Here is a 26,208-nt window from a genome sequence, read left to right as displayed (position 1 = left end):
TAGTTAACTATACTCCTAACACCAGACAAACACAAGTATTTGTCAAAAAATTAACTAAGAGTTTAAAAGTATTATCACCGATGTCTCTGTCAAACCAGCTGGATAAAAGAACAAAAAATGAGCATGGGACAAAAATCACTTTGGATTTTTGCTCCACGCTCAAAAACTGATAAACCACCATTATTCTAAATTTGAAATAACTCTGAGGCTGAATCGGGGTCTGTATCATATACCTTAAATGCTTCACCGACGCCTAAATCCTTTTGCTTCAAAGTAGACTCCATTGCCATTCGCGCATGAAGTTTCGTATTATTTTCTTTGCTAAGATGACCTAAATAAATGCGTTTTGTTTTATCACCTAATACATCCGCCATCACAAGAGCACCATCATCATTGGATAAATGGCCTTTATCTCCTAAAATCCGTTGTTTAAGACTCCATGGATAAGGTCCTGCTCGCAAAATTTCAATTTCATGATTGCTTTCGACTAAATAAGCATCTGCGTTTTCAATCGTGCCACGAATATGATCGCTACAATAACCTGTATCCGTTAGAACAACAAAGGAACGATTATTGCGATGAAAACGATAAAATTGAGGCGCAATCGCATCATGTGAGACACCAAAACTTTCAATGTCCATATCTCCCAAGGTCAAAACTTTGCCCATTTCAAAAATATGTTTTTGAGCGACATCGACTTTGCCAATCATGGGATCCATCGCTTGCCACGTTTTTTCATTAGCATAAACATCTAACTTATATTTTCGCGCTAACACGCCAACGCCGTGAATGTGATCCCGATGTTCATGTGTAACTAAAATCGCATCTAAATCTTCTGGTTTGCGATTGACTTCTGCTAACAGTGAAGTGATTTTTTTGCCACTTAAACCCGCATCTACTAATACTTTCTTTTGGTTGGTTTCAATAAAAAGGGAATTGCCTGTACTGCCACTGGCAAGAACACTGATATTAAAAGCAAACTCTGAATCCATTTAAAACTCTTCCCTTCTACATTACAACATTAACGTGTTTCATTATACAACGGACCTTAATGTTTTTCCACCTTTGGCACAGTATTATTTGTGATGATGGTATTACTTACGGCATTCACCTGTTCAATTTCAACTGAATCTTCACCAGTAGAAATTCCTACAAACCAGACTGGAACGTATACATTTTTCTCACGAATTTTATAAATTCTTGAATAGGCCAATTTAATGAATGTTATTTTGGAATTACTAGGAATCCGGTTATTCATATAGAGCGTGTCTATCGCATCACGATTGGAATATAAATCCGTTTTGTCTCGTAACTCTTCAATATTTTCAATGTGCGTTTGCGAATATTTACTAATTTTCCATAATTCACCTGACGTATCTGCTAAAATACTTAATTTTGCCGTGTCGTCTCTAAAGGGAATTCCTTTATATGATTGTGCAGCCACAATTTCTGCCGTCGGCTCTTTTAAATGAGAAAATTCTGGTAAGTATTGATATTCGTCTCCGAATAATAAAGCATTTTTTTCATTTAAGAAGGTACTTAAATCTTTATCAATTTTCTTAGGATCAATAAAATAGTTTTTACTAGGTACACTCGTTAAAGTATTATCCGCAATTTGCAGCCCATTTCTCAAAAAGTTTTTATTCTTTTCACGTTGGATTTTTAAAGCAGCAGAAAAATTGGTTTGTTCGCCACTTAAATAATAGCCTTCCAATCGTTCTGAAGAAAGTGTCCCTTTATACGAGATGTTATCTTTTTCCAACCGACTTTCAATCGATTCTGTTTGGCTGGAAGAAGAGACGTTGCTCTCCTCTTGTTGACCTTCCCGATAAATTCCAAATAAAAAGATATTTAATCCTAAAAATGCTAAGAAGAAAATCCACTCAATTCGTTTAAAATCCATTAGCCCACCTCCAAGCTTGGTAATTGTTTTACCAAGTCCGTTGCAGTGTACCAATTGTTGTTATAAAGGACATACCATTCCGGACTTAAATCAACGACTTGTTTGACTTCTTCAATTGTCTGCCACGTATAACCGATAACAGCCGATTGGATTTTTTCCTTTTTAGCACCAGCCGTTTCTAAACGCTTAATCAATTTTTCCGTGCTTTCCAGCGTCACTTCTTCTTCTGAAGGAATCGGCACTTGGATTGTATTCACACTTGTGTTAATGGTTACGCTTGGTGCAGCACCATCGTTGTTCGTGATGCGAATATCCACTTGGCCTTTTAAATCATTACTGAACACTGGGAAACCTTCCACAAAAGTCCGATAATTGACACTATCTTTCGTTCGATCAAAGTAACGTAAATTCCCCATATTGGTTCCTAAACGTTTTACATAAGAAAAGCTTTGATTATAGATTGAGTCCCGTTTATTCTCTTCTGGCAAGGTCCCTTTAAAATCGATTTTCCCCAGTTTTTCTTCTGCAAACAATCGTTCTTCTTTACTCGTATAGGTTAAGTCTTGACTGTCTTCATTGGTTTGGATATCTTCCGTTTCATTGAAAAAAGCATTCCTAAAACGAGTAACTGGTTGCGAAGCTAAGATATAACTGTACTTTTTCAACTTCATATCATTGGTTAAATAACATTGCCCTTGTTTGGTTAGCGTATTTTCGGAAACGTCTTGATATTGTAATCCCTCTTTATTGATAATTCCCATTAAGCGCGCCTTATTGACAGTCATAGGTGCTTCATAGACGTTGGCTTGATCATAATCTAAAAAACGTATCTTATTTTCGTTAAAATCCAATTGAATTTTCGTAAAATACTGGTCCGTCAACTCATTAAAGTTAGTAAAATTAATGGATAGATTATAAATCGAAGCATAGTCCGAGATTAAAAAGGGACCTTGATAAAGAAGTTCAATGCCTTGTTCCATTTGGTTGTAGCGCTTAAGTTGCTCTGCATTTTTTGTCACAACTTGTGTCAATTTACCAAACGTAGCCATTTTAATATCATTTTGAACATTACTAATTAATGTTTCACGATTACTTTGCATCGCTTTTCCATCAGTTATTCGAATCAATTGCAAAGGTAAATAGACATCGCCAATGGCTTTTTCATTGACAGCTGTTGTGACTTGGCTTCCCGACTTCATTTCTGGTATTTTTTTGGCAGAATTCAGCCAGATATTGACTGAAAAATATATACTTAAAATGACCATCAAAATCAAGCCAATTCTTGTAATCCATTCTGATAATTTCATCATTCCCACCAATCCTCTTCATAAGGTTCATATGGTAGTGAAATATAGAAAGTCGATCCTTCACCTTCTGTACTTTCCACCCAAATACTCCCGTTATGGGCCCGAATTACTTCTTTAGAAATTGCTAAACCTAAACCAGTCCCACCTTGTGCTCGCGCACGTGCTTTATCCACACGATAAAAACGTTCGAAGACTTTCCCGAGATCTTTTTTAGGGATGCCCAAACCTTGGTCCGAGATACTAAAGACGACATTATTATGTGTTTCAACTAGTCGGCAGGTAATGACGCCGCCATCTGGCGAATACTTAATCGCATTGTTCAAAATGTTGTCTAAAACCTGAATTACTTTGTCTGTATCTAATTCTACCCATAAATCGCGTTTAGTAAATTCACGGCGAATTTTGTAATTTTTTTGCTCATTTTCAATCATCATATCAAAGCGATCCAAGACAAAATTAATCAATTCGTTAAAATTCACATATTCTAATTGAAGATGTGTATTCCCAGAGTCCATCCGAGATAAATTTAACAAATCATTAATCATACGAATCATCCGGTCGGTTTCTTCTAACGTGACTTTTAAGAAATTCGGCGCAATCTCAGGGTTTTCCCAAGCTCCTTCACTTAAAGCCTCTATATAACTACGCATACTTGTCAAAGGCGTTCGCAACTCATGAGAAACATTGGAAACAAATTCCCGTCTTTCCCGTTCGTTTTTTTCCTGTTCTGTGACGTCATGCAGTACGCAAACTAAGCCAGTAATAAATCCTGATTCCCGACGAATCATCGTAAAGTCTACCCGGATAATCATTTGGTCTTCTTCACGATCAGACGTTGAGCGATCAATCAGCAGTTCATCTGGCTCTTCTAACAGCTTCCGCAATGTGTAATCTTCTTCAATATCTAACAACTCTAATAACGAGGTCCCAATCACATTTTCATTTTTTACATTTAATAATGAAAGGGCCATTTCATTAATCGTAATCACCTTTCCGCGGCGATCCGTCGCAATGACACCATCTGTCATATGCGTTAAGACACTATCTAAACGATTTCTTTCTGCTTCCATTGTTTCTTGTGCTTCTTCAATCCGTTCTGATAATTGATTAAATGTTTCTGCTAATTGGCCTAATTCATCTTTTCCATGGACTTCTACTTTTCCAGCGTAATCACCACGAGCGATTCGAATGGCTTGCTCACGCATTTCACCAATCGGCTTCGTGATTGATCGTGCAATCAGTAAGGTCACAATAATCGAGATTGCTGCGGCAATAATAGAAGCAGTGAAAAAGATACTTGCTGTGTTAGTAATTTCTTGGTATTTATTTTCTAAATTACTTTTCACATAAAGGACACCAATCACTGTTTCTCCAGTAGGCGATTGAATCGGCTGGACATTCACATACACGCGTTTATCATTATCTAAAGCTTGATATTTTTTACTCGTAAAGTCATTTAAATCACGATAATCATTCTTTTTCCCAATAATATTTTGTTGATTTAAATCATTGGTTGCCCGAATAATCCCTTTATCATCGACAATTCTCGCTTCAGAAATATCTGCATTTGAAAAATCAGATAATGCTTTTTTTAAATTTGCATCAACATCACTACGTTCGAGATCTTTATTGCTCATCTGCGTACTTAACGTGTTTGACAATTGGACAACTTGGGAATCCATATTTTTTTTAAAATCGGAAATTGTAGTGGCTTCCAATTCACGAATGAAATAGCCACCAATGATTTGAATCGCAATCAGTAACAGCAGAATAAATGATAACGCAATCTTAAAATTAACAGATTGAAAAAAGTGAACTTTTTTCTTCATACCTGATTACTCCTGTTCAGGATTTCTTAGATAATAACCAACCCCACGACGAGTAACTAAATACGTTGGATGACTTGGACTATCTTCAATTTTTTCTCTTAAACGACGCACGGTTACGTCCACTGTCCGCACATCCCCAAAATAATCATAACCCCAAACGGTTTGTAATAAATGTTCACGAGTCATCACTTGTCCGATATGTTTTGCTAAGTAATAAAGTAACTCAAATTCACGGTGGGTTAATTCAATTTTTTCACCCCGTTTTGAGACCATGTATGCATCAGGATGAATGGTTAAATCACCAATCGTTAATTCAGATTGTGTTGTCACCTCGGCTTCTTTCGCATTGGTTGCACCTCGCCGTAAATTGGCTTTGACACGAGCAACTAATTCACGATTTGAAAATGGTTTCGTTACATAGTCATCGGCTCCTAATTCCAATCCTAAAACCTTATCAATTTCAGAATCTTTTGCAGTCACCATAATGATTGGCATATCATGTGTTTTGCGCACTTCTCGCGCGACTTCTAAGCCATCCATTTTAGGGAGCATTAAGTCTAAAATAATTAAGTCTGGTTCCACTTCTTCCACTTTTTCAAGTGCTTCTTCTCCATCATAAGCAGTAAATACTTCATATCCTTCTTTAACCAAATTATATTTAACGATCTCTGAAATTGGCTTCTCGTCATCAACTACTAAAATTTTCTTCACAAAGAGACACCTCTTTTTCCTTCTAATCTTATTTGATACTTTCCTATTATACCTTATTTTGATGATGTTTTCATCTTTGGTTAAAAATGCGCCTTTAGGTTCTCCTAGTATAACAAAAAAAGAATCTCTGACAACAATTGACGCTTGTTATCAAAGATTCTTCTTCCGCTAATCTATTCTTCCGTATCTAAGACGAATTTTGCTACAAGAGCGGCTAATAATCCACCAATTAATGGCGCAACGATAAAAATCCACAACTCAGATAACGCTGAACCACCCGCAAAAACGGCTGGCGCGATGCTACGAGCTGGGTTGACAGAAGTTCCTGTCAAAGGAATACCGACTAAGTGAATCATTGTTAATGTTAACCCAATTACGATTCCTGCTAATGAAGCATTGCCTTTCTTAGCACTTGTAACTGTCATGACAACTAAAACAAAAATAAATGTTAAAATAATTTCGACTGTCAATGCACCAGCAACACTTAATTCCCCTACGCCATTTTGACCTAAGTTCTCAATACTTTTACCAGCACCTTTTAGAATGCTTAATAATGCAAATGAGGCAATCAAGCCACCAACAATTTGTCCCACTACATAGTAGATTAGTTCCATTGTTGTTATTCGTTTATTAAGCCACATTCCTATAGAAACAGCTGGGTTTAGATGTGCACCTGAAATTGTGCCAATACTATAGGCAGCAGCAACGATTGTTAACCCAAATGCTAAGGCAATCCCCGTTGTTCCAATCCCTTCCATACCATTTCCTAGAACGGCTGTTCCTGTCCCAAAAAAGACAAGAATAAATGTTCCTAAACATTCTGCTATTGCTTTTTTCACAAAAAATTCCCCCTTTGTAGACAAATTGTAACACATTCGTGAAATTTTCAATATAATTTTCGTTGTTTTTTCAGTAAAATGATATTTCTATGAAAAAGAGAAATCTTAAATGAAAAATCCCCTCAAAAAAATTTGAGAGGATTTTTCATTTAATCAATCATTTAATAACTGTATACCAACACCTAATAGTCCTGGTCCTGTATGAACAACTAATGCCGGACTAATCGTTCCAAAGTAAATTTCTTCTGCTTGCGGAAAAGCCGCTTTCAAGCGTTCCATCATTGCTTTTGCTTCTTCCTCTGCCGCACCGTGAGCGACTGCCAAACGAAAACGGGGTGCCTCACCTATAAAGTTCGTCACCAACTCAAACGTTTTATCAAGACTTTTTTTACGGCCGCGAGACTTAGCCACCGTATAGTAAATGCCTTCTTCATTACAAGAAATAATGGGGTTTAATTTTAGCGCATTCCCTAAAATAGAAGTGACTAAACCAATTCGTCCACCTTTTTGTAGATATTCTAAAGTGGCTACATTAAAAAATACTTTTGCGTTGGCTACTTCTTCTGTTAATTTTTGTTTTAATTCTTGCCAGCCTAATCCTGTTTCAATTAATTCTGCTGCTCGAATCGCTTGAATGCCAGCCCCGATACCAATGTTCTTTGTATCTAAAACAAATACATCTAGTCCTTCGGTTTGTTCTCCAAGCAAGCGAACCACATTATAGGTTCCACTTAAACCACTAGAAATGGTCACCGCTAAGACTTTTTCGTAACCCGCTTCTTTAATTTTGTCAAAAATAGCTTGGATTGTTGCGCCATCTGGTAATGAAGTACTAGGGATTTCTTCCTCTAAACGTTGATACACTTCTTCTGGTGTAATATCTACCTTATCTGTATAGGTTTTTTCAGGATAAATAATCTGTAAGGGCAAGACATACATGCCGTATTGTTTGACTAATGCCTCTGGAACATCTGTCCCAGAATCAACTAGTAGTGCGATCTTTTCTTTATTCATGTGTCATCTCATCCATTTCTTTTAAGTATTCTTGTTCCAATTCAATCACTTTTTCACTAAACATTTTAGTAGCAAAAGACATTGTCGCTGCTTTTACAGCCAAATATTCAATCCCCATAGGTTCTTGTGATTTGGCCTGAACTTCTTTTTCTTGCGCTTGAGCAGCAATCACATAAATCGCTCGTTCCTGTTCTTGACAAAATAAATTGTACGCTTCACGAATACCAACCGTAGCTCCTTGGAATAAAATGCCTTGCTTAATTTCTGGCAATGTTAACACTTGTTTCAACAACGTAATCGCAATTAAAAACGCTAAATGCTTTTGATTGTAGCGCTTTTTCACTGGGGCCGGGATTAACCCGTGTTTGACATAATTATTAACCATTGAGGACGTTAACAAAGTATGTTTTTCCAGTGTAATCAATGGGGATAAGTATTTTTCTATCAGAGTAATCACTTGATCCATATATAATTCAATATCTGGTAACTCATGCCATCTTGGCAAATGAACATTTTCCAATTGTTGGCCCCAATCTTGTAGTGATTTTTCTATCTCGTCCATAAAAACCCTCCTAACCATTTCTAAAAAAGAATATCATACTTTTGACAATTATTCAATCTAGTTTTTAAAACTAGATTGAATAAAAAAGAAAAGCGAGCAATTTTGGAATTGTTCACTTTTCTCTCTTTATTTTTTTAAAGAACGTTTTCCGATTAAAATACCTATCAAAAACAGGCCTTCTAATAAAACAAAAAACAAGATAAAACAATGCATAAAGTAGGCTTCAGGTAAGGCATTGATAATCGGATCAGTCAGCGGATTAAATAACCAAGCATCGTTGTTAAAAAATAATCCATGAAACGCAATAAAAAATTGATCAAAGCCAATCAGCATGAAAAAGCCAAAAAGCACAGGCAAAAACATTCCCCACTGAAATGGCCGTATCAATGTCCATAAACGCTGATTTTTTACCAAATATTTTAAATAAAAGACACTAGGCATCAACGTAACTAGTAATACGCCATAGCACAATAAAAACAATTTTTTCACTTCATAAAAATGAAAAGCCGCGCTATCAGACATTGGAAAATCAGGAAATACTAATGTTTTTTCAAAAGGATTGTTTAAGTACATCATTAAATGATCGTAATTTTTAATCAAGGTCACACGATCAACCTCTACGTCTTTTAAAATATTTAAGTGTTGGATATCAAAAAGATACAATGGACGAAAATTAATCGTGATCGTGATACTTAAAGCCACAATCGTTAAAAACAAACAAATGAGTCCAAGTGTTTCCCTTAAACGCAATTTCGACCTCATCATACTCAAAAAGTCCATTCATCTAAGGAATCAACAACATAGGTTGGTGGCGTTGGCAAAGTTGGAACAGCTGACTTAGGGGTAAAACCTGATGTAACTAACAAGCTATCAATACCATTTTGAATCCCTGATTGAATATCGGTTTCATAATTATCTCCAACCATAATTACTTGCTCTTTTTCCACGCCTAAATGCGCAATCGCTCGTTCCATGATAATCGCTTTTGGTTTGCCTATATAAACTGGTTTCGTTTGAGTAGCTGTCTCCACAAACGTCACAACTGAACCTGCGCCAGGTAATAAGCCTCTTTCTGTCGGAATGTTCTTATCTGGATTGGTCCCAATAAACAACGCCCCTTTTTGAATGGCTAAGGTAGCTAAAACCACTTTTTCGTAAGATAATTCTGTATCAAGTCCCACGACAACATAATCAGGATTTGTTTCATCCCATTCAAAACCTGCTTCTAAAATTAAGTCAATTAAACCAGCCTCGCCGATGACAAAGACTTTCTTGCCTCGATTGGTTTCTTTCATGTAATCAATCGTCGCTAAAGTCGCTGTATAAACAAGGGATGCTGGGACATGAATATCAAATTCATTTGCTAAACGTTGTGCCACTGTTTCAGGAGATTTAGTGGTATTATTCGTTACAAATAAAAAAGGCAAATCTTTTTCCTGTAACTGCTCGACAAAACGTTTTCCGGCTGGAATTGGTTCTTTTCCTAAATAAATCGTTCCATCTAAATCAATTAGATATCCTTGATAGTCTTTTTTCACTCTGTTTACTCCTCACGTTGACGAATCGTAAAGCCTTTGCCAGATTTTTTGGGACTAGGCTGTTTGGGTGTAGTCGTTTTTTTATTTTCTTCTTTTCGCGTACGAATCACTGGCTTGCTATTTTTATTAGCGGGCGCACTCTTTTCCTCGACAAACGCGTTAGAACGATTATTCTTTTTATGGCGACGACGACGATGCGTTGTTTTTTCTTTACGTTCCCCTGTTCGTTCAATTACAAAATAGGCACAGCCAAAATTACAATATTCATACAAATAGTCTTCTAGTGTATCAATGCGTTGATCCGGCGCTGCCCGACGATTAGAAGTATCAAAAAAGCCACGCAAGCGTAACTGTTCATAGCCCCAGTCTCCTACGATATAATCATAACGCGCTAATACTTCACTAAACCGTTCACCTAAGCGTTCAGGATCAAAGGCATCACGATGATTTTTAACAATTCGGTACTCTCTTTCACCAATTTGAATATCTGTTTCATTCACAATGGTGACAATTTCCCCTTTTTTCTTTTCTTTTACAGGTTCTTCTTTTATTTCTTCAAGAACTGCTGTTAGTTCTTCTGTAAAGGTTGCAGCAGTTTCTGTTTCTTTTTTTTCGGTTGTCTTTTTGTCTGTCATTTTTTCACCACCTAGTTTTTATTATACCTTGTTTTTATTTGATTGGATAGTGGGCATGCAGATAGTTCGCCACGACAGTTCTTAAAACGTCTGGAAATAAAAATTCGACTTCTCCAACTAACTCAATCGTTGGGAAAAACGGAACAAATTGAAAGTGATCCACTGTTGTCAGCGTATATTTCTGCTCTGGCTGAATAGGTTTCCCTTGCCAAAAAACGGTCTGGCTATTTCGCTCAAAACGAATCCCATCATAACATAATTCGCCAAAAATTTTCCCGCGGAAGCCCATCCCGCGAATCGGAAATTTCCGCAGAAATTGACGACTTTTTTCCATTTCACGAATCAAACGGCTCATGTCTGACCCTTTCAAGGTAACCTTGATTAAATGCATTGGATGAGGCAAGGCCTCATGTAATTGGTCTGCATTGATTATTCCTTCTGGTAAATCTGCTAAAAATAACCCGTTGTTCAACACAGCCGCTTCGGTCTGCCCCGCTTCTTTTAACGCCTTCAAGGCAACAGTTATAAAGGCATGCGGTTGCCGTAAGTCCGTTGACAAGGTTTCAGGGATTTGTGCAATTTGCTGCGCTTGCAATAGTCGATGACCTTCCGTTAAGTAACCCGCAATTTCCTTGGCATCAGTTGCTTGCTCTTCTAAACTTGCTGTTTCAATCGTTTTCGCATAACTTGTGACTTGCTTCGTGTCGGCATCCACAAACAGATGCACTTCACCAATATACTGTCCATATTTGCCAGCAGCTGCTAGTTGCACATGATTAATTTTTTCACCATCTTTAAATAAATGATGTGTATGGGAACCTAAGATCACTTGAATTTCAGGATAATTCGCCGCAATCATAAAATCAGTATCTATCCCCAAGTGACTAAGCAAAATGAGAACATCACATTGAGGCGCAACTTCTGTAATCAGTTGAGGAAGGACTGCTTCCACTTGTTTGATTGTCCACCCATTGGGATTATACGTTAAAGGAAATGGTGCGGTTAAGCCAATAAACCCTAACTTTGTGCCTTCTTTAGTTGTCATAATTTTATATGCTTGACAAAAATCTGGTAACGTTTGGGTTTTTGGTTCTTCTAAATTAGCTAAGACCACTTCAAATGTTGCCTGATCATATAAATGCTCTAATTGTTTCTTTGAATTGCCGATTCCTTCATTATTTCCAATTGTAACCAGATCATACGCTAATGTATTCATTATAGCTACATTTGCTCGGCCATCTGTTGCTTCGGTCAAAGGATGACACCGATCTGAAAAGTCACCTAAATCAATGGTTACGACTGTTTTGCCCTCTTTTTGGTACAGCGAACGTTTGGCTTTAACCAGACGCCGTATTTTGGGCCAATTTTCAAAGTGAGAATGAAGATCATTGGTATGGAACAACACAATCTCTTCCACTAAAATCGCCTCCTTTATTCAGCGCTCTGATTAATAGTACCATATTTATAGAAGAAAGTTACAAAAAAGAACAGATGACTTTAGAAGAATTTCTCCTAAAATCACCTGCTTTTATCAGGACGAACTATGCGTTATTTTTGGGACGCTTGCGTTGCGTCGCTTCCATGATAACTGGTAAGATCACAGGACGACGTTTGGTTTGTTCAAATAAATAACGGCTTAAGTTTTCGCGGATTTCTTGTTTCAGTTTGCTCCATTCGAAATCGTCACTTTCTAAATGCTTTTCAACAATTTCTGTAACAATATTGCTACTTTCTTTCATTAGGTCTTTACTTGTTTTAACGTAAACAAAACCTCTAGAAGTAATTTTAGCTGGTGAAACAATTCGTTTTTCTCGGCGATTAATTGTCACAACAGCCACAAAAATACCATCTTCGGAAAGAATACGACGATCCCGTAAAACGATATTACCAATATCGCCGACACCAATCCCGTCAATCATAATATTTTCGGCCGTTGTGCTGCCAGCTACCGACATTCTACCTTTTGTATACTCTAAAATGTCCCCACGACCTGTAATAAAGATATCTTTATAAGGCATGCCAATTTCGTGTGCTAAGTCCGCATGCGCAGCTAACTGACGGTATTCACCTTGGACAGGAATGAAATATTTTGGTTTCATTAAGTTCAGCATCAATTGCAAGTCATTCGGATTAGCGTGACCAGACACACGTAAATTGTCGGAAATTTGCTTCACCGTAGCACCGGCCCGATAGACAATATCCTCTGTTTTGGCAACCGTTGTTTCCATGGCCGTTGTCGGCGTTGTCGTAATATAAACTAAATCGCCTTCTTCAATTCGAACGACACCATGTGTATTATTAGCCATTTTTTGAAGTGACTTAATAGGTTCTCCCATCCGGCCTGTTTCTAAAATTAATAACTGTTCAGGTGCATATTTTTTCATTTCTTTTGGTTTTACTAATAGATCTTCGCTTGGCAATTGTAATTTTTCCAATTTCATCGCCGTCCGAATAATCCGTTCAAAATCTTGGCCTGTCAAAACGACTTTACGACCAGAACGATCCGCTGCATTCAATACTTGTTGAACCCGTTGCAAATTACTTGCCACACATGCCACGATGATTCGTCCTTCCCAATAGCGAATCGTATCGAACACTTCATCAGCGATTTGGGCTTCGGAAGCAACTTGGACTGGGTTTTCAGCATTTGATGAATCACTAAGTAACGCCAAGACGCCCTCTTTCCCAATTTCAGCCAAACGGCCATAATCGGTTTGATACATCTCAATCGCACTTTGATCAAATTTAAAATCACCAGTATAAACAATGTTGCCTTCTTTTGTTTTGATGCTAACACCAATCGAATCTGGAATGGTGTGCGTTGTTTTAAAGAAGCTCACCGTTGCTTGACCAAAATCAATTTCTGTATGCGGGTCAATCACATGGAAATCTTTAAATTTCTTCGTTTCCGCATGACTGTTGACACTTAGTTTTGCTAGTTCAATCGTTAATTCTGTCCCAAAAACAGGCACTTGAATTTTTGAAAGCAAATACGGTAAGGCCCCAATTGCATCTGCATGGCCATGTGTTAAAAAGACCCCTGCAATTCGTTCACTATTTTCTTCTAAATACGTAAAATCCGGAATGACAACGTCAATTCCTAAAAGTTCGTTCTCTGGATATTGTAATCCACAATCCAGTACAAAAATTTCATCTTCCACTTCAGCAACGTACATATTTTTTCCATTTTCACGAACGCCGCCTAATGGAACGATTTTTATTGTACTCACTCTTTTCACCTCTCTATGATTACACGTTCTTTAAATCTCTAACGTGCGAATAATTCTTTGCTCTTCTTCTGGTGTACAAGCAACTAGAGGTAAACGTAAATTTCCAACAGGAATACCTAAATGATTTAAGGCCGCTTTCACGGGTGCCGGTGAAGGCACTGAAAACAATGCGTTCATTTTTGGTAATAACTGTCGTTGAATTTTAGCCGCTTCCGGCAAGTTCCCCTGCTCCAGCGCTTGATACATCTCATACATTGACGAACCGAAGACATGACTGGCTACCGAAATAACCCCTTGTCCGCCAAGTGCCTTGGTGGCAAAAGCCAACCCGTCTTCTCCAGTATACACTAGAAAGTCTTTTGGCGCTCTTTCAATCAACTCAGTAATTGCATCTAACCCTGCACATTCTTTAATTGCCACAATTTTTTCCAATTGTGCTAAGCGCAAAGTAGTTTCCACTTCTAGACATGCAGCCGTTCTACCAGGAACATTGTACAAAATAATTGGTAGTTCACTTGCTTCTGCGATGGTTTTAAAATGTTGATACATACCTTCTTGATTTGGTTTATTATAATAAGGAACAACCGCCAAAACAGCATCGATACCAGCGATTGTCGCTAACTCTTTCACAAAAGCGACTGAGTCACGTGTATCATTCGTACCCACACCACAAATAATCGGAATACGTCCATCAATCAGTTCAATCATTCGCTGGAATAATTGTAATTCTTCTTCATGAGTTAACGTGGGTGATTCACCAGTTGTTCCTGCTAAAATAACGCCTTCTGTATGATTGGCCAATAAATAGTCTACCAATTGCGGTAGTTTATCAAAATCTATTTCTCCCGATTCTTGAAACGGCGTAACCATTGCCGTAATAATTGTTGCATTCGTTAAATCCATCCTATTCCCTCCCGAGTATACAATACAAACCTTCTAGTCGTTTTCAGGTACACGAAGCAAATTCATTTCGTGTAGCGTTTCAGCAATTTGGACCGAGTTCCAAGCAGCTCCTTTTAATAGGTTGTCTGACACAATCCATAAATGGAAACCGTTCTTCACGTCAACGTCTTGACGAATACGGCCGACAAATGTTTCTTTCTGGTTGACGCTATTTAGCGCTTGTGGATATAGTTGTTCACTTGGCTCATCTTGCAAAATTACACCTGGAGCTTGCGCCATTAATTCTTGGATGGCTGAGACCGATGCATCTGCTTGTTTCACTTCTATATAAACAGACTCAGAATGTCCTGAAATTACCGGAATACGGACACAGGTGGCAACGACTTTTAGCTTGTTGTCTCCCATGATTTTTTTTGTTTCATTCATCATTTTCCATTCTTCGTAGGTATACCCTGCTTCTGAAAAAACATCAATTTGAGGCAACGCATTAAAAGCAATTGGATAATGTTTTTCGTCACTGCCAGCTGGTAAAATTTCAGCTGACCATTCGCTGACAGGTTTTCCCTCTAAAAAATCTTCAGCTTGTTCTTTTAGCTCATTAATCGCACCGATACCTGCGCCACTCACAGCTTGATACGTTGAAACGATGATTCGTTCTAAGCCAAACGCTTGCCGAATTGGTTCTAAGGCCACCATCATTTGAATCGTAGAACAATTGGGATTTGCGATGATTCCCTGATGATTTTTCAAGGCTTCCGGGTTCACTTCTGGAACAACTAAAGGAACATCTTTTGCCATTCTAAAATGGCTAGTGTTGTCAACAACAACAGCTCCGCGCTTAACTGCTTCTGGTGCAAACTTTTCGGAAATACTCCCACCAGCACTAAATAATGCTAAATCGATTCCTTCAAATGATTCCGGGACTAATTCTTCCACGATAAGAGGTTGCCCTTTAAACTGAATCTCTTGTCCAGCAGAACGCTTAGACGCCAATAACCTCACACTGGCAATTGGCAAACTTGTTTCTGCTAACAATTCAATCATTCTTGTCCCGACAGCACCTGTTGCTCCTACCACGGCAACATGATATTCTTTTTCCATATTTTCATACTCCCCTCTTACCTTCTTGTAAAAGCTACTTGTCCTATTTTACCATAGTATTGAAAAAACCTACATAGTCAAAAAAATGATTTTTTTATTTTCCCATGATATTTTAAAACTATTACCCATCAAAGGACTATCCATTGACTTTTGACTTAAATTTGTTATAGTTAAAACGAATTTAATTATAAAGGGAGCGAAATTTCATGGCACGCGTAGAAAGTTTTGAATTAGATCACAACACAGTAAAAGCACCATATGTTCGCCTTGCTGGCACAGAACAAAATGGTGATGCGTTAGTCGAAAAATATGACTTACGTTTCTTACAACCAAACAAAGATGCCCTACCAACAGGCGCATTACACACGTTGGAACATTTATTAGCAGTTAACATGCGTGATGAATTAAAAGGAATCATTGACATTTCGCCAATGGGTTGCCGCACTGGTTTTTATATGATTATGTGGGATCAACATTCACCACAAGAAATCCGTGATGCATTAGTCAACGTTTTAAACAAAGTAATCAATACAGAAGTTGTTCCAGCAGTCTCTGCAAAAGAGTGCGGAAACTACAAAGATCATTCTTTATTTGCAGCGAAAGAATACGCAAAAATCGTCTTAGACCAAGGAATTAGTTTAGATCCATTTGAACGTATTCTGTAATCTTTAGCAATTAACGACAGAGAAACCCACTATTAAGCTGTGGGTTTTTCTGTTCTCTTTCTTAATTTAAACGGAGGTTTTTTATGAATCAAACAATCGAACAATTACTAAGTCACCGTTCCGTTCGTCATTTTAAAAAGCAAGCGTTAACGGACAAGCAGAAACAACAGTTAATTACTGCAGCTCAAGCAGGATCAAGCTCCAATTTTTTACAAGCTTATACAATTATAGAAATCAAAGATCCTGAGCTACGCAGAGAATTGGGACGTTTAGCGAATTGTGAAGACTATGTCGTTAACACTGGTGTGTTCTATGTTTTTGTTGCTGATTTGTATCGTCATGCAACGATTTTGTCAAAAGAGGGGCAATCATTGGAACCCTTAAAGACACCAGAATCATTATTAGTAGCTGCCGTTGATACAACGATTGCTGCGCAAAACATGGCCATTGCGGCTGAATCTATGGATTTAGGGATTTGTTATATTGGCGGCATTCGAAATGACTTAGACACAGTAGCCAAACGCTTATCTTTGCCTGAATTAACTGTACCACTTTTCGGATTAACAATCGGTGTACCAGAAACGTTAAATGGTGTAAAACCACGGATGCCTTTTGAAAATATTTTAAGCGAAAATCACTACCAATCAGACAAATTGACAGATATGCACACATATGATGAATTATTAAAAGATTATTATGCCAGCCGCTCAAGTAACGCCCAAACAGCGGATTGGTCACAGAAATCTTTGTCCTATTTTTCTTATAATCGTCGCCCAGAAGTAAAAATTTTCTTGCAAAAACAAGGATTTGATGTCTAAACAAAAGAGCGTGGGCTTACGTTGAAATAACGTAAGCCCACGCTCTTTTGTTAATTTTTATTTATCTTTACTAAATTTGTCTTTTAAGTCTTCAAAGCCTTCTTTAACTTTATCAGTTAATTTTTCAGCGCCTTCTTTAAGGTCGTCGCCGGCATCACGTGCTTTGTCTTTTACGTCAGCAAAGGTTGATTGAGCTTTTCCTTCAAGTTCTTTGCCTTTATCATCCGTAACTTTGCCTTGCGCTTCTTTTGCAGTACCTTCTACTTTATCTTTTGCATCGTCAAAACGTCCTTTTAAATCTGCCATGCTAATCCCTCCTAAATAATTAATTACATAATAAGAGTATCATTCTTAGCCATTTCCTTCAAATATAATGCATGAACTGCGAATAAATGGTTATTTTTGAGCTATTAAAGCTTTTTTTGCCAAGGCAAAGCAACCAATTGTTCCTGGATTATCTTCTAAAAGAGGCGTCACCAAGTATTTTTCTAAAGGCGGTGTTTCCACGTATCCATTGACTAATTCAGCAAATTTTTCACGAACTTTCGGCATCAAATGACGTTGTTTCATGACGCCGCCACCTAAAATAATCACTTCTGGCGCTAATAATAAAGTCGTATTGTACGCTGCTTGTGCTAAATAATAAGCTTCTAGTTCCCAAGTTTTATGATCCTCTTCCAATAAATGACCTTTTTTACCAGAACGACCTTCAACTGCTGGTCCTGCTGCAATCCCTTCTAAACAATCTCCATGATAAGGACAATTTCCTGCATACGTATCTTCAGGATGACGACGGACTAACGCATGCCCCATTTCTGGGTGGCTAAAGCCTTCAATAAACTCACCGTTTTGAATCGCTCCAGCGCCAACACCAGTTCCAATTGTATAATATACACAACTAGATGTATGTTGCCCATTTCCAGCAACATACTCACCATATGCCGCAGCATTCACATCCGTTGTCCAAGCCATTGGCACATCAAAATGTTGTTTCATAGTTCCTAACAAGTCAAAGTTACGCCAAGCTAATTTTGGTGTAGAAGTAATATAACCATACGTAGGAGAATCAACGTGAATATCAATCGGACCAAACGAACCAATCCCAATCGCTTTTAAAGGATATTGTTGGAAAAATTCTATTACTTTTTTCATTGTTTCTTCTGGGGTTGTTGTGGGAAAACTGACACGTTCCACAATGGTCAAATCATCTGTCCCAACGCCACATACAAATTTTGTGCCACCGGCTTCGATACTTCCTAAAAGTTTTTCTGTCATTGCAATATGCTCCTTCGTTTCCATTTTATAAGTAAGCGGATACATTACTTTTGATTAAATAACTAACATACACGTTTAGTTTACCACTTTTTTGTCGTTTCGACAGAACAATTTAACAATTTCAGTCAGGTTGCCCAATGAAATCTGGCAAGTTGCTAAAGAGCATTTTCCTAAAACAAAAAAACGAGCATTCACGGTTATCTAACAATGAATGCTCGTTTTTTGTTTATTGATTCTTTAGCGAAAAATATAACAATAGTCCGATTGTAATCCACCCACCACTAAGTAAAAGCATTAACCAACTCAAAAGCGTTTCTTTTAGAATACTTCTGGGTTCTTTTGCATGCTGAATAAAACTCATACTAGTCAGCAAAGAAAAGAGGAAAAACATAAAACAAATGACCGCTAAACCGCCAGACAACCAAAACCAACTAGCCATTATTCTCACTCTCCTTTTCGCTTGTTTTTTGATAATTATTGCGCCAAATGACACTATAAATTGCCCCAATTGTGATTACTAACAACGTGTAGAAAGTCGGTAACCACCATGTAGGTAGGACCCATTTGACCGTAGCTTCTTGATTCAATTTTTTTGCTTCACGAGTGTTAATCGTAAATTCTTGTTGAAAAGGCCAAGACTGTTGTTCATCTTGTTGTAAAATAGCACGTCCTGTAAATATATAAGTCCCAGCATCTAGCGGTTGTTTGCCCAAATCAAGATGAAAATTCATGGAACTATTTGGGGCAAAGCGAACATTTTTTAGTGTCCGTTGTGCAATTTTTTTAGAGGATCCTTTTTTTATCACTTGACCTTCTAAACGAACTTCTGGAAAAATAGCAGCATACGGATTTTGAATGACCGCCTTTAGTGATTTGGCCCCTAAAGCAATTGTAGGTGTTACTTTCACTAATTTCAGTTGGTTCACCTCTGTTAAAGGAGCATTCTCAGCACTCCTCATGGCAATCGCAACATTAAACCCGTAGCGACTAGTTAAGCCCGTTGTTTGGGTCTCTTCCTCTTTTTCATCTTTGAGATGCGCGTAAACCCCGCCTAAAACAACTCCTTTGATAGGCTGATCAAGTCCCTTCACCTTCATCTTTGCTGATACTGTTTGATGAGGCGGCACACTCACTTCCTCATTTTCTAAAGTAACCAAGTCTGTCAGCGGAACCTTTAACGATGAATCAAGTGGTTTATCAAAATCATTGTACACAATCAACCCATTATCATTTGTTGATGCATTTGCTAGAGTCAATACGATGGACAATTTTTCGTCTGTCTTATTTTTTATGTCTAAGACAATAGTGGAAGATTGCTTTGGTGCCAGAATTAAATCATAATAACTAGATGTTCCTGACACTTGATTTTCTGGTAAAACAGGCGTTACTGTAAATTTAGTCTTCATTTCTTCTGTAGCTTCTACTTTTGGAACAATAATAAAAAATGTGAAAAACAGAAATAGACAGAAAACACCGACTTTTTTTCTACTCATTTCTTCAAGATCTCCTTTATAAAGCTGAATGTACCTACTAGTCTAACAAATCAGCGAAACAATGCTGATCAATCTTTGACTTTTAGGAAGGATAATCTTGAAAAAAGTCTCCTTGAAAAATACCAAGGAGACTTTTTATTATTCACTATAATATAATTCTTTTTTTATCTGTGTGGTTGATACTTCTGGCGTTCGTGGCAAATAAAGAACCTTTGCGGTTGTTTCAACTTCTAGAAAATCAAAAGCCCCTTGCCAATCATCGCCCATGACTAAAGTATCAATTTTAAATTCAGCAATATCGGAAACTTTTTGTTTCCAACTAGTTTCAGGAATAACTAAATCAACATAACGAATTGCCTCTAATAATTGTTTACGTTTTTCATATGAAAAATAACTTTGTTTCTTTTTTTCTAAATTAAAAGCATCTGTTGAAAGTCCAACAATCAGGTAGTCCCCTTGTTGTTTCGCTTTTTTCAACAAATTAATATGACCATAGTGCAGGAGGTCAAATGTGCCGTAAGTAAGTATTTTTTTCATAAAAACCTCCATTGTACTTTGATATTTCTTCGTTAATTATCAATTTTTGTGAATAGAAAAAAGGCTACTCTTGATTGACTTTGATGGTTTTTCGATCAAATTTTTTATTTTCTGTAGCAGTATAGATTAGTAATAACTTACTCAGAGATTTTATAGAGAAAGACGTTGTTGTAGCTTTTTTTAATTGTTTTAACTGCTTTTGCAATTTCAACGGATTTTTATCTTTTAATAATTTAATTTTCGTTAAACGAAAAATGTGTTCCTGATGCTCAAATGAACGTTCAGCATCTGAATGACTAAAACGAAGATATTCTGCAAGCACCTCTTGATTTACAGCAACTTTTCCTTTTGGTAAAAACCATTCTTTGCCATTTTGATCTATTAGATGCCGCTCGCTTTGATTTGAAATAACAATTTCTTTATCGTCTTCAAAAAGATACGAAAAAAGCATTGCTTTTTTTATAATTATGTACTCAGTTACTTCATATGAAGACAATTTTCTTAATTCTTCTATCAAACTATTCCATTGATTATTTTGAACAAATTTACTTAGTTTGTGAATAGGTGGTACTCGTAAAATGAACTTCTCATCTTTCCCTATTTTTACGATATAAAAAGTTGTGTCTACGTCATTTTCCCAAATAAACAAAATAATCATTTACTGCCCCCTAGACTTGTTGTTCCGATACTTAATAGTCAAATAAATATATTTAGGAATTTGCATTAACCGATCGTATCTCTTCATTGTCAAACAACGATATAACCATTCCAAATTGTGATTTATATAAAATTCTGGCGCTCTTTTGACTGATCCAGCTAATACGTCAAAAGTACCGCCTACGTCTAAAAATACATTAGCTGTCAGGTGATCAATTGTTTGTTCCAAAAAAATCTCTTGTTTCGGTGAACCTAATGCTACAAAGACAAACCTTGGTTCAGCTTTGTTAATTTGTTCCACAATTTCTTGCTGTTTTTTCTTTGTATAGCCATGTAAAATACCGCTAATAACAATCCCTGGATATTGTCGTTGAATATTTTTAGCTGCTGCTTCAACTACTTCTTGCTTTGCACCATACAAGAAGATTCGTTCCTTATGTTGATTTGCATACTCTAAAAAATTATCCATGACATCAATTCCTGTAACTCTTTCACGAATAGACCCACCCATTAGCTTCGATGCCTTGACCACACCTATCCCATCTGCAATCCGATGAGTTGCTCTTTTCAAATATAACTTAACTTCTGGATGTTCAAATGCTAACAATGAAATCTGCGGATTAACGCTAGTTACAATCATTTTCTCTTTAGCTTTGAGATAACTTTCTAAGTCATCCATAATTTCTTGATGTGTTAATACGTCAACTGGTAATCCCCCAATATATTCAGTGCGTACCTTACTTTTCACAAAATCCCCCCAAGATTCTCTCTACCAACTCTACTATTTTATTAATGGTCTCTTTTGACTGATATTGATTCCATTCTTCGTTAATTCTAGCAATATTATCTTTATAACTATTTATTGAAAAATTTGACAATGCCACAATCAACTGTTTTTCATTTTCAACTAACGGTCCTGGTAAATATTCAAAAAAATCAGGCTCAATTCCAGGATTTAATGCATATTTTTCTAAATCTGGACAAAAAAATAAAATATTCGGTTGCTCTTTAACATGCATGTATTCAAAGACCACACTCGAATAATCAGTAATCAAGTAGCCTATTTCACTAAAGCTTTCAAAAATATGCTTTTCCCAAATAGAAACATTTCTCGGTAGTTCAATGGCATCTAACTGGATTGATGGATGTAATTTCATATAAAAATGAAAATTTGGCATAGCAGAAAAAGCCTTTATTGCTTGATTTATCACAAGCATCATTTCATTCATTCCCTCTCGGTAAGTTGGTGCATATAAAACTTTATTATTCTGATTTGTTTCTCCTACCTCTAATTTTTCAAGATAAGCAAGACGCGGCGAACCAAAATGACAAAATTGAGCATTCTCGAGACGATAATTGTTTCTAAAAATTGCTTCCATTTTTAGTGAATTAACGATAAAATAATTCATTTTATCGTAAACTTTTTGAAACCTGATTTGATCCTTGCTACTTCTATGTTTCGTGTGATAAGCACCCCAGCCAAACTGTTTTAAAGCCCCATTAGCATGCCATAATTGGATAACTACTTGCTTTTTTTTTAAAATTGCCAATTCTGGAAAATAATTATCTACAAAAATCAGAGGGGCTGACTTCAAGTATGAAATCGCCGTTGTAATCAACAAAGTCTTCTTATCAAAAAGTATCGTCTTTATGCCTTTTTGGTTTAAGGATGCTGCATATGATTGACAATTTTTTGTATAAAGTACTATTATCATTCCGTGATAGTGTTGTTCTAATTGTTCAATTAAATGTCCATCATTTCTTGGGAAACTCATTATGTACACAATTTTTACTTTTTTATGTTTGTATGGTCTCCGTCTTAATACTGTTAAGTACAATTGTTTTAGCACTTTTATATCCTTTCACAACCAATAGTTTTCTTATAAAAAAGATATGATCAAAGTCTTTAAAAAGAAAAAGCTTACATATAAACTCATTAAAACAAATTATACCTTAAAGATTCTAAAAAGACAATTGCACTTTACAATATGTATACTATCCAAATAATTTAAATTATACGGTATACGGACTAGCTATACTTTCAGTTAAATAAAATAATATTTAAATAATTTCTCTGAATTTAAAACTGCCTATCCAACAAAAATAGAGGTTTCCCACCACAGTGGAAAACCTCTATAAACCTTGTCATAACAATGTTTTGAAAGACTATGCGTCTGGATTTGCGTTTTCGTCTTTGAGACCGTATTTTTTGTTGAAACGGTCCACACGTCCGTCGGCTTGTGTGAATTTTTGACGACCAGTGTAGAATGGGTGTGAGTCTGAAGTAACCTCAACACGTAATAATGGATAAGTGTTGCCATCTTCCCATTCAACAGTTTCTGAAGATCCTTTAGTTGAACCTGAAAGGAATTTGAAACCTGTTGTTGAATCCATGAATACTACTGGTTGGTAATTTGGATGGATATCTTGTTTCATACGTTTTTTCGCTCCTTTGCCCTGATCCATTTGCTGTATCAGAGTTATTTTGTCGGTATACAACAATGCTATCTTACCATGTTTTCAGTTGGTATGCAATTATCTTTTTGGATTTCTTTTAATTTGTTTGCCAAACGAAACATCATGGAAAACTTCAAATAATTGTTGATTATTTTGGGTCCGTTTTAACATTTTTATGAATTGATCCGTATATTCCAGCGAGTCTCCTGACATATTATTTCTCAATTTCCACGTTTCTTCTAGTTGTTCTGGTGTCATTAACAACTCTTCTTTTCGCGTACTTGATTTTTTAATATCAATTGCTGGGAAAATACGGCGCTCTGCTAATTCACGAGATAAATGGAGCTCCATATTGCCTGTGCCTTTGAATTCTTCATAGATGACATCATCCATTCGGCTACCTGTATCCACCAATGCTGTGGCTAAAATAGTTAGACTGCCCCCTTCTTCGATATTTCTAGCAGCACCAAAAAATCGTTTAGGTTTGAAAAACGCAGCTGGATCTATTCCGCCACTTAAGGTTCGACCACTAGGCGGGACCACTAAATTATAGGCCCTTGCTAAACGAGTGATGCTGTCCATTAAAATAACTACGTCCCGTTTGTCTTCAACTAAGCGCATTGCTCGATCCAGAACCAATTCAGCAACTCGCGTATGATTTTGTGGTTGTTGATCAAAAGTTGAAGAAACCACATCGCCTTTAACGCTTCGCTCTAAATCAGTCACTTCTTCAGGACGCTCGTCAATTAACAACAGAATCAATTCCACATCAGGATGATTTTCTGTAATCCCATTAGCAATTTCCTTTAAAACACTTGTTTTTCCCGCTTTTGGCGGCGCTACAATTAAACCACGTTGCCCAAAACCAATTGGGGCAAATACATCAATCATTCGTGTTGATAATCTGCCAGCCGTTGTTTCTAACGTTAATTGTTTTTCAGGATACAACGGTGTTAGCGCTGGAAAATGTGGCCGCTCTTTCGCTTCTTCAGGATCTTTCCCATTGACACTTTCAACATGCATGAGTCCATAGTAACGTTCTGATTCCTTTGGCGGACGCGCCTTGCCAGCTACTTTGTCCCCATTTCTCAATCCGAAACGACGAATTTGAGAAGAAGAAATATAAATGTCTTCTGCACTTGGTCCATAATTAATTGGCCGCAAAAAGCCATAACCATCCTGAGAAACAATATCTAAAATTCCTTCCATGAAGAAAAACCCTTGCTTCTCAGCTTGTGCACGAATCACAGCTAAAGACAATTCTTTTTTGTTCATTTGGCTATAATAAGGAATTTTAAACTCTTTCGCGTACGCATAAATATCTTTTAACGTACTGTTTTCCAATTCAGCCATTGTTAAATAGTCGCTCATTGATCCACCTCAAACGGACCTTCTTGTTCTTCGGTTTCTAGCATTTGAATATCAGCGCCTAAAGCAGTTAACTTTTCGATAATGTGGTCGTACCCACGTAAAATATATTCTACATTATAAATTGTGGTCGTACCTTCAGCCATCAAGCCGGCAGTGACTAGGCACGCACCTGCCCGTAAATCAGAGGCGACTACTTCTGCACCATGTAATTGATTTGGGCCATTTAAAATAATCATATTGCCTTCAACCGAAGCATCAGCCCCCATCCGCACTAACTCAGGGATATGCTTATTTCGTTGAGCATAAATCGTATCAATAATTTCACCAGTTCCTTGCGCTTTTAAAAGTAATGGCGTTAACGGTTGTTGCAAGTCTGTGGCAAAACCAGGATACGGATAGGTTTTCACCGTCGTCATTTTCAGATCATGTGACGGATGAACTTCAATCATGTCTTCTTCAATTGTCATCTTAACGCCCATTTCTTGCAATTTCGCAATGAAGCTTTCTAAATGCTCATAAATAACATTTCGAACTTTGATTCCTTCACCCATAGCTGCTGCCATAGCTAAATAAGTCCCAGCTTCAATTCGATCTGGAATAATCGAGTGACGACAACCATGTAATTCTTCGACACCTTCAATCCGAATAACGTCCGTTCCAGCTCCTCGGACTTTTGCACCCATGTTATTTAATAATGTAGCAATATCAATAATTTCTGGCTCACGCGCAGCATTTTCAATAATCGTTTTGCCTTTGGCTTTAACTGCGGCTAACATGACATTGATTGTAGCGCCAATAGATACCATATCCATAAAAATTCGGGTTCCTTGTAAGCCAGCTTCGTCTGTTCTCAAGTACATCGCCCCATGTTCGTTGGTTACATGAGCGCCTAATGCTTCAAATCCTTTGATATGTAAATCAATTGGACGAGGTCCTAAGTAACAACCGCCAGGTAAGCCGACAACGCCTTCCCCAAATCGACCAAGAAGTGAGCCCATAAAATAATAGGACGCACGTAAGCTATTGATTTTTCCTTTTGGCATAGGCACAGAAACAACTTCTGTTGGGTCAATAATTAATGTATTATTTTCAAAAGTAATTTTAGCACCCATAATTTCTAAAATTTCAATTAATGAGTGAACATCCTGAATGTCAGGAACGCCATCTAAAGTCACGGGCGAATCTGCTAAAATAGCAGCTGGAATTAAAGCGACCACACTATTTTTGGCGCCGCTAATGGTTACTTCGCCTTTTAATGGACGATTCCCATTGATTACGATTTTTTTCATTTATATTCTCACCTATCTGTAATATACGTTTTCTAAATAAACTACCCAATCATTCTATCATAATCAAGCTTAAG

General features: G+C 37.1%; 28 protein-coding genes. 2 read left to right on the top strand and 26 right to left on the bottom strand.

The window, feature by feature from the left end; genetic code table 11:
* Positions 1-185: 185 nt before the first annotated feature.
* The 15 genes from IGM09_RS04895 to IGM09_RS04825 all read right to left on the bottom strand — a co-directional run bounded on the left by IGM09_RS04895 (position 186) and on the right by IGM09_RS04825 (position 15,572).
* Positions 186-992: an MBL fold metallo-hydrolase gene (locus IGM09_RS04895; RefSeq protein ID WP_002357943.1), complete on the bottom strand. Its 807-nt coding sequence runs from the start codon at positions 990-992 to the stop codon at positions 186-188.
* A gap of 56 nt (positions 993-1,048) precedes the next feature.
* The gene (locus IGM09_RS04890) at positions 1,049-1,903 is read right to left on the bottom strand and encodes a two-component system regulatory protein YycI (protein ID WP_002365516.1); all 855 of its coding nucleotides are present in this window, start codon (positions 1,901-1,903) and stop codon (positions 1,049-1,051) included.
* Positions 1,903-3,213, bottom strand: a complete 1,311-nt coding sequence (locus IGM09_RS04885) for a YycH family regulatory protein (protein ID WP_002385989.1) — start codon at positions 3,211-3,213, stop codon at positions 1,903-1,905. The genes IGM09_RS04890 and IGM09_RS04885 overlap by 1 nt, the downstream gene beginning before the upstream one ends.
* Positions 3,210-5,039, bottom strand: coding sequence for a cell wall metabolism sensor histidine kinase WalK (walK, locus tag IGM09_RS04880; RefSeq protein WP_002357946.1), 1,830 nt, complete (start codon positions 5,037-5,039; stop codon positions 3,210-3,212). The genes IGM09_RS04885 and walK overlap by 4 nt, the downstream gene beginning before the upstream one ends.
* Before the next feature lie 6 nt (positions 5,040-5,045).
* Complete coding sequence (gene yycF / locus IGM09_RS04875; protein ID WP_002357947.1) at positions 5,046-5,750, bottom strand: response regulator YycF; 705 nt, start codon at positions 5,748-5,750, stop codon at positions 5,046-5,048.
* Positions 5,751-5,923: 173 nt separating this feature from the next.
* Positions 5,924-6,625, bottom strand: a complete 702-nt coding sequence (locus IGM09_RS04870; RefSeq protein WP_002390101.1) for an MIP/aquaporin family protein — start codon at positions 6,623-6,625, stop codon at positions 5,924-5,926.
* A gap of 117 nt (positions 6,626-6,742) precedes the next feature.
* Positions 6,743-7,603 (bottom strand): DegV family protein, encoded by an 861-nt coding sequence (locus IGM09_RS04865; RefSeq protein WP_010775751.1) that lies wholly within the window; start codon positions 7,601-7,603, stop codon positions 6,743-6,745.
* A complete protein-coding gene (locus IGM09_RS04860; protein WP_002361647.1) occupies positions 7,596-8,165 on the bottom strand; it encodes a DUF1836 domain-containing protein in 570 nt (189 codons plus the stop codon). Before IGM09_RS04860 ends, IGM09_RS04865 begins: the two co-directional genes overlap by 8 nt.
* Positions 8,166-8,291: 126 nt before the next feature.
* Entirely contained in the window at positions 8,292-8,945 is a 654-nt protein-coding gene (locus IGM09_RS04855) for a TIGR01906 family membrane protein (protein WP_025192672.1), read from the bottom strand.
* A complete protein-coding gene (locus IGM09_RS04850; protein ID WP_002357953.1) occupies positions 8,933-9,703 on the bottom strand; it encodes a TIGR01457 family HAD-type hydrolase in 771 nt (256 codons plus the stop codon). The genes IGM09_RS04855 and IGM09_RS04850 overlap by 13 nt, the downstream gene beginning before the upstream one ends.
* 5 nt (positions 9,704-9,708) lie before the next feature.
* A complete protein-coding gene (locus IGM09_RS04845) occupies positions 9,709-10,338 on the bottom strand; it encodes a YutD family protein (RefSeq protein WP_002357954.1) in 630 nt (209 codons plus the stop codon).
* Between the two features lie 34 nt (positions 10,339-10,372).
* Positions 10,373-11,755 (bottom strand): bifunctional metallophosphatase/5'-nucleotidase, encoded by a 1,383-nt coding sequence (locus IGM09_RS04840; protein ID WP_002365512.1) that lies wholly within the window; start codon positions 11,753-11,755, stop codon positions 10,373-10,375.
* A gap of 124 nt (positions 11,756-11,879) precedes the next feature.
* On the bottom strand, positions 11,880-13,568 hold the full coding sequence (locus IGM09_RS04835) for a ribonuclease J (protein WP_002375145.1): 1,689 nt from the start codon (positions 13,566-13,568) through the stop codon (positions 11,880-11,882).
* A 30-nt stretch (positions 13,569-13,598) separates the two neighbouring features.
* Positions 13,599-14,471, bottom strand: coding sequence for a 4-hydroxy-tetrahydrodipicolinate synthase (dapA, locus tag IGM09_RS04830; RefSeq protein WP_002357957.1), 873 nt, complete (start codon positions 14,469-14,471; stop codon positions 13,599-13,601).
* A 33-nt stretch (positions 14,472-14,504) separates the two neighbouring features.
* Complete coding sequence (locus IGM09_RS04825) at positions 14,505-15,572, bottom strand: aspartate-semialdehyde dehydrogenase (RefSeq protein WP_010775747.1); 1,068 nt, start codon at positions 15,570-15,572, stop codon at positions 14,505-14,507.
* Positions 15,573-15,778: 206 nt separating this feature from the next.
* On the opposite strand from IGM09_RS04825, the gene IGM09_RS04820 reads away from it, so the two are divergent.
* Both IGM09_RS04820 and nfsA read left to right on the top strand, forming a co-directional pair.
* Complete coding sequence (locus IGM09_RS04820) at positions 15,779-16,237, top strand: S-ribosylhomocysteine lyase (RefSeq protein WP_002357960.1); 459 nt, start codon at positions 15,779-15,781, stop codon at positions 16,235-16,237.
* Between the two features lie 83 nt (positions 16,238-16,320).
* Complete coding sequence (nfsA, locus tag IGM09_RS04815) at positions 16,321-17,055, top strand: oxygen-insensitive NADPH nitroreductase (RefSeq protein ID WP_002360554.1); 735 nt, start codon at positions 16,321-16,323, stop codon at positions 17,053-17,055.
* 57 nt (positions 17,056-17,112) lie between these two features.
* Here nfsA and IGM09_RS04810 read toward each other — a convergent pair whose 3' ends face one another.
* From IGM09_RS04810 to IGM09_RS04760, 11 genes are all read right to left on the bottom strand, one after another.
* The gene (locus IGM09_RS04810; protein WP_002357962.1) at positions 17,113-17,361 is read right to left on the bottom strand and encodes a YtxH domain-containing protein; all 249 of its coding nucleotides are present in this window, start codon (positions 17,359-17,361) and stop codon (positions 17,113-17,115) included.
* 90 nt (positions 17,362-17,451) lie between these two features.
* Entirely contained in the window at positions 17,452-18,330 is an 879-nt protein-coding gene (gene scrK / locus IGM09_RS04805; protein ID WP_002357964.1) for a fructokinase ScrK, read from the bottom strand.
* Positions 18,331-18,556: 226 nt separating this feature from the next.
* Positions 18,557-18,769: a hypothetical protein gene (locus IGM09_RS04800; RefSeq protein WP_002357965.1), complete on the bottom strand. Its 213-nt coding sequence runs from the start codon at positions 18,767-18,769 to the stop codon at positions 18,557-18,559.
* Positions 18,762-19,823: a DUF916 and DUF3324 domain-containing protein gene (locus tag IGM09_RS04795; RefSeq protein ID WP_010775746.1), complete on the bottom strand. Its 1,062-nt coding sequence runs from the start codon at positions 19,821-19,823 to the stop codon at positions 18,762-18,764. The genes IGM09_RS04800 and IGM09_RS04795 overlap by 8 nt, the downstream gene beginning before the upstream one ends.
* 138 nt (positions 19,824-19,961) lie before the next feature.
* Complete coding sequence (gene tagD, locus IGM09_RS04790) at positions 19,962-20,372, bottom strand: glycerol-3-phosphate cytidylyltransferase (RefSeq protein ID WP_002384695.1); 411 nt, start codon at positions 20,370-20,372, stop codon at positions 19,962-19,964.
* A 52-nt stretch (positions 20,373-20,424) separates the two neighbouring features.
* The gene (locus IGM09_RS04785; RefSeq protein ID WP_010775745.1) at positions 20,425-21,018 is read right to left on the bottom strand and encodes a hypothetical protein; all 594 of its coding nucleotides are present in this window, start codon (positions 21,016-21,018) and stop codon (positions 20,425-20,427) included.
* Positions 21,019-21,765: a WecB/TagA/CpsF family glycosyltransferase gene (locus tag IGM09_RS04780; protein ID WP_002360559.1), complete on the bottom strand. Its 747-nt coding sequence runs from the start codon at positions 21,763-21,765 to the stop codon at positions 21,019-21,021.
* Positions 21,755-22,867 (bottom strand): teichoic acid biosynthesis protein TagB, encoded by a 1,113-nt coding sequence (gene tagB, locus IGM09_RS04775; RefSeq protein ID WP_010823587.1) that lies wholly within the window; start codon positions 22,865-22,867, stop codon positions 21,755-21,757. The genes IGM09_RS04780 and tagB overlap by 11 nt, the downstream gene beginning before the upstream one ends.
* 316 nt (positions 22,868-23,183) lie before the next feature.
* Positions 23,184-23,453, bottom strand: coding sequence for a type B 50S ribosomal protein L31 (locus IGM09_RS04770; RefSeq protein WP_002357967.1), 270 nt, complete (start codon positions 23,451-23,453; stop codon positions 23,184-23,186).
* 99 nt (positions 23,454-23,552) lie between these two features.
* Positions 23,553-24,845 carry a transcription termination factor Rho gene (gene rho / locus IGM09_RS04765; RefSeq protein ID WP_002357968.1) on the bottom strand — a complete coding sequence of 431 codons (1,293 nt, stop codon included), beginning with the start codon at positions 24,843-24,845 and terminating at the stop codon, positions 23,553-23,555.
* The gene (locus IGM09_RS04760) at positions 24,842-26,134 is read right to left on the bottom strand and encodes a UDP-N-acetylglucosamine 1-carboxyvinyltransferase (protein WP_002357969.1); all 1,293 of its coding nucleotides are present in this window, start codon (positions 26,132-26,134) and stop codon (positions 24,842-24,844) included. Before IGM09_RS04760 ends, rho begins: the two co-directional genes overlap by 4 nt.
* Between the last annotated feature and the right edge of the window lie 74 nt (positions 26,135-26,208).

It is taken from the genome of Enterococcus sp. DIV0167 (assembly GCF_050541555.1).
Taxonomy (GTDB): domain Bacteria; phylum Bacillota; class Bacilli; order Lactobacillales; family Enterococcaceae; genus Enterococcus; species Enterococcus faecalis.
This window is presented reverse-complemented; position numbering and strand designations above follow the sequence as displayed.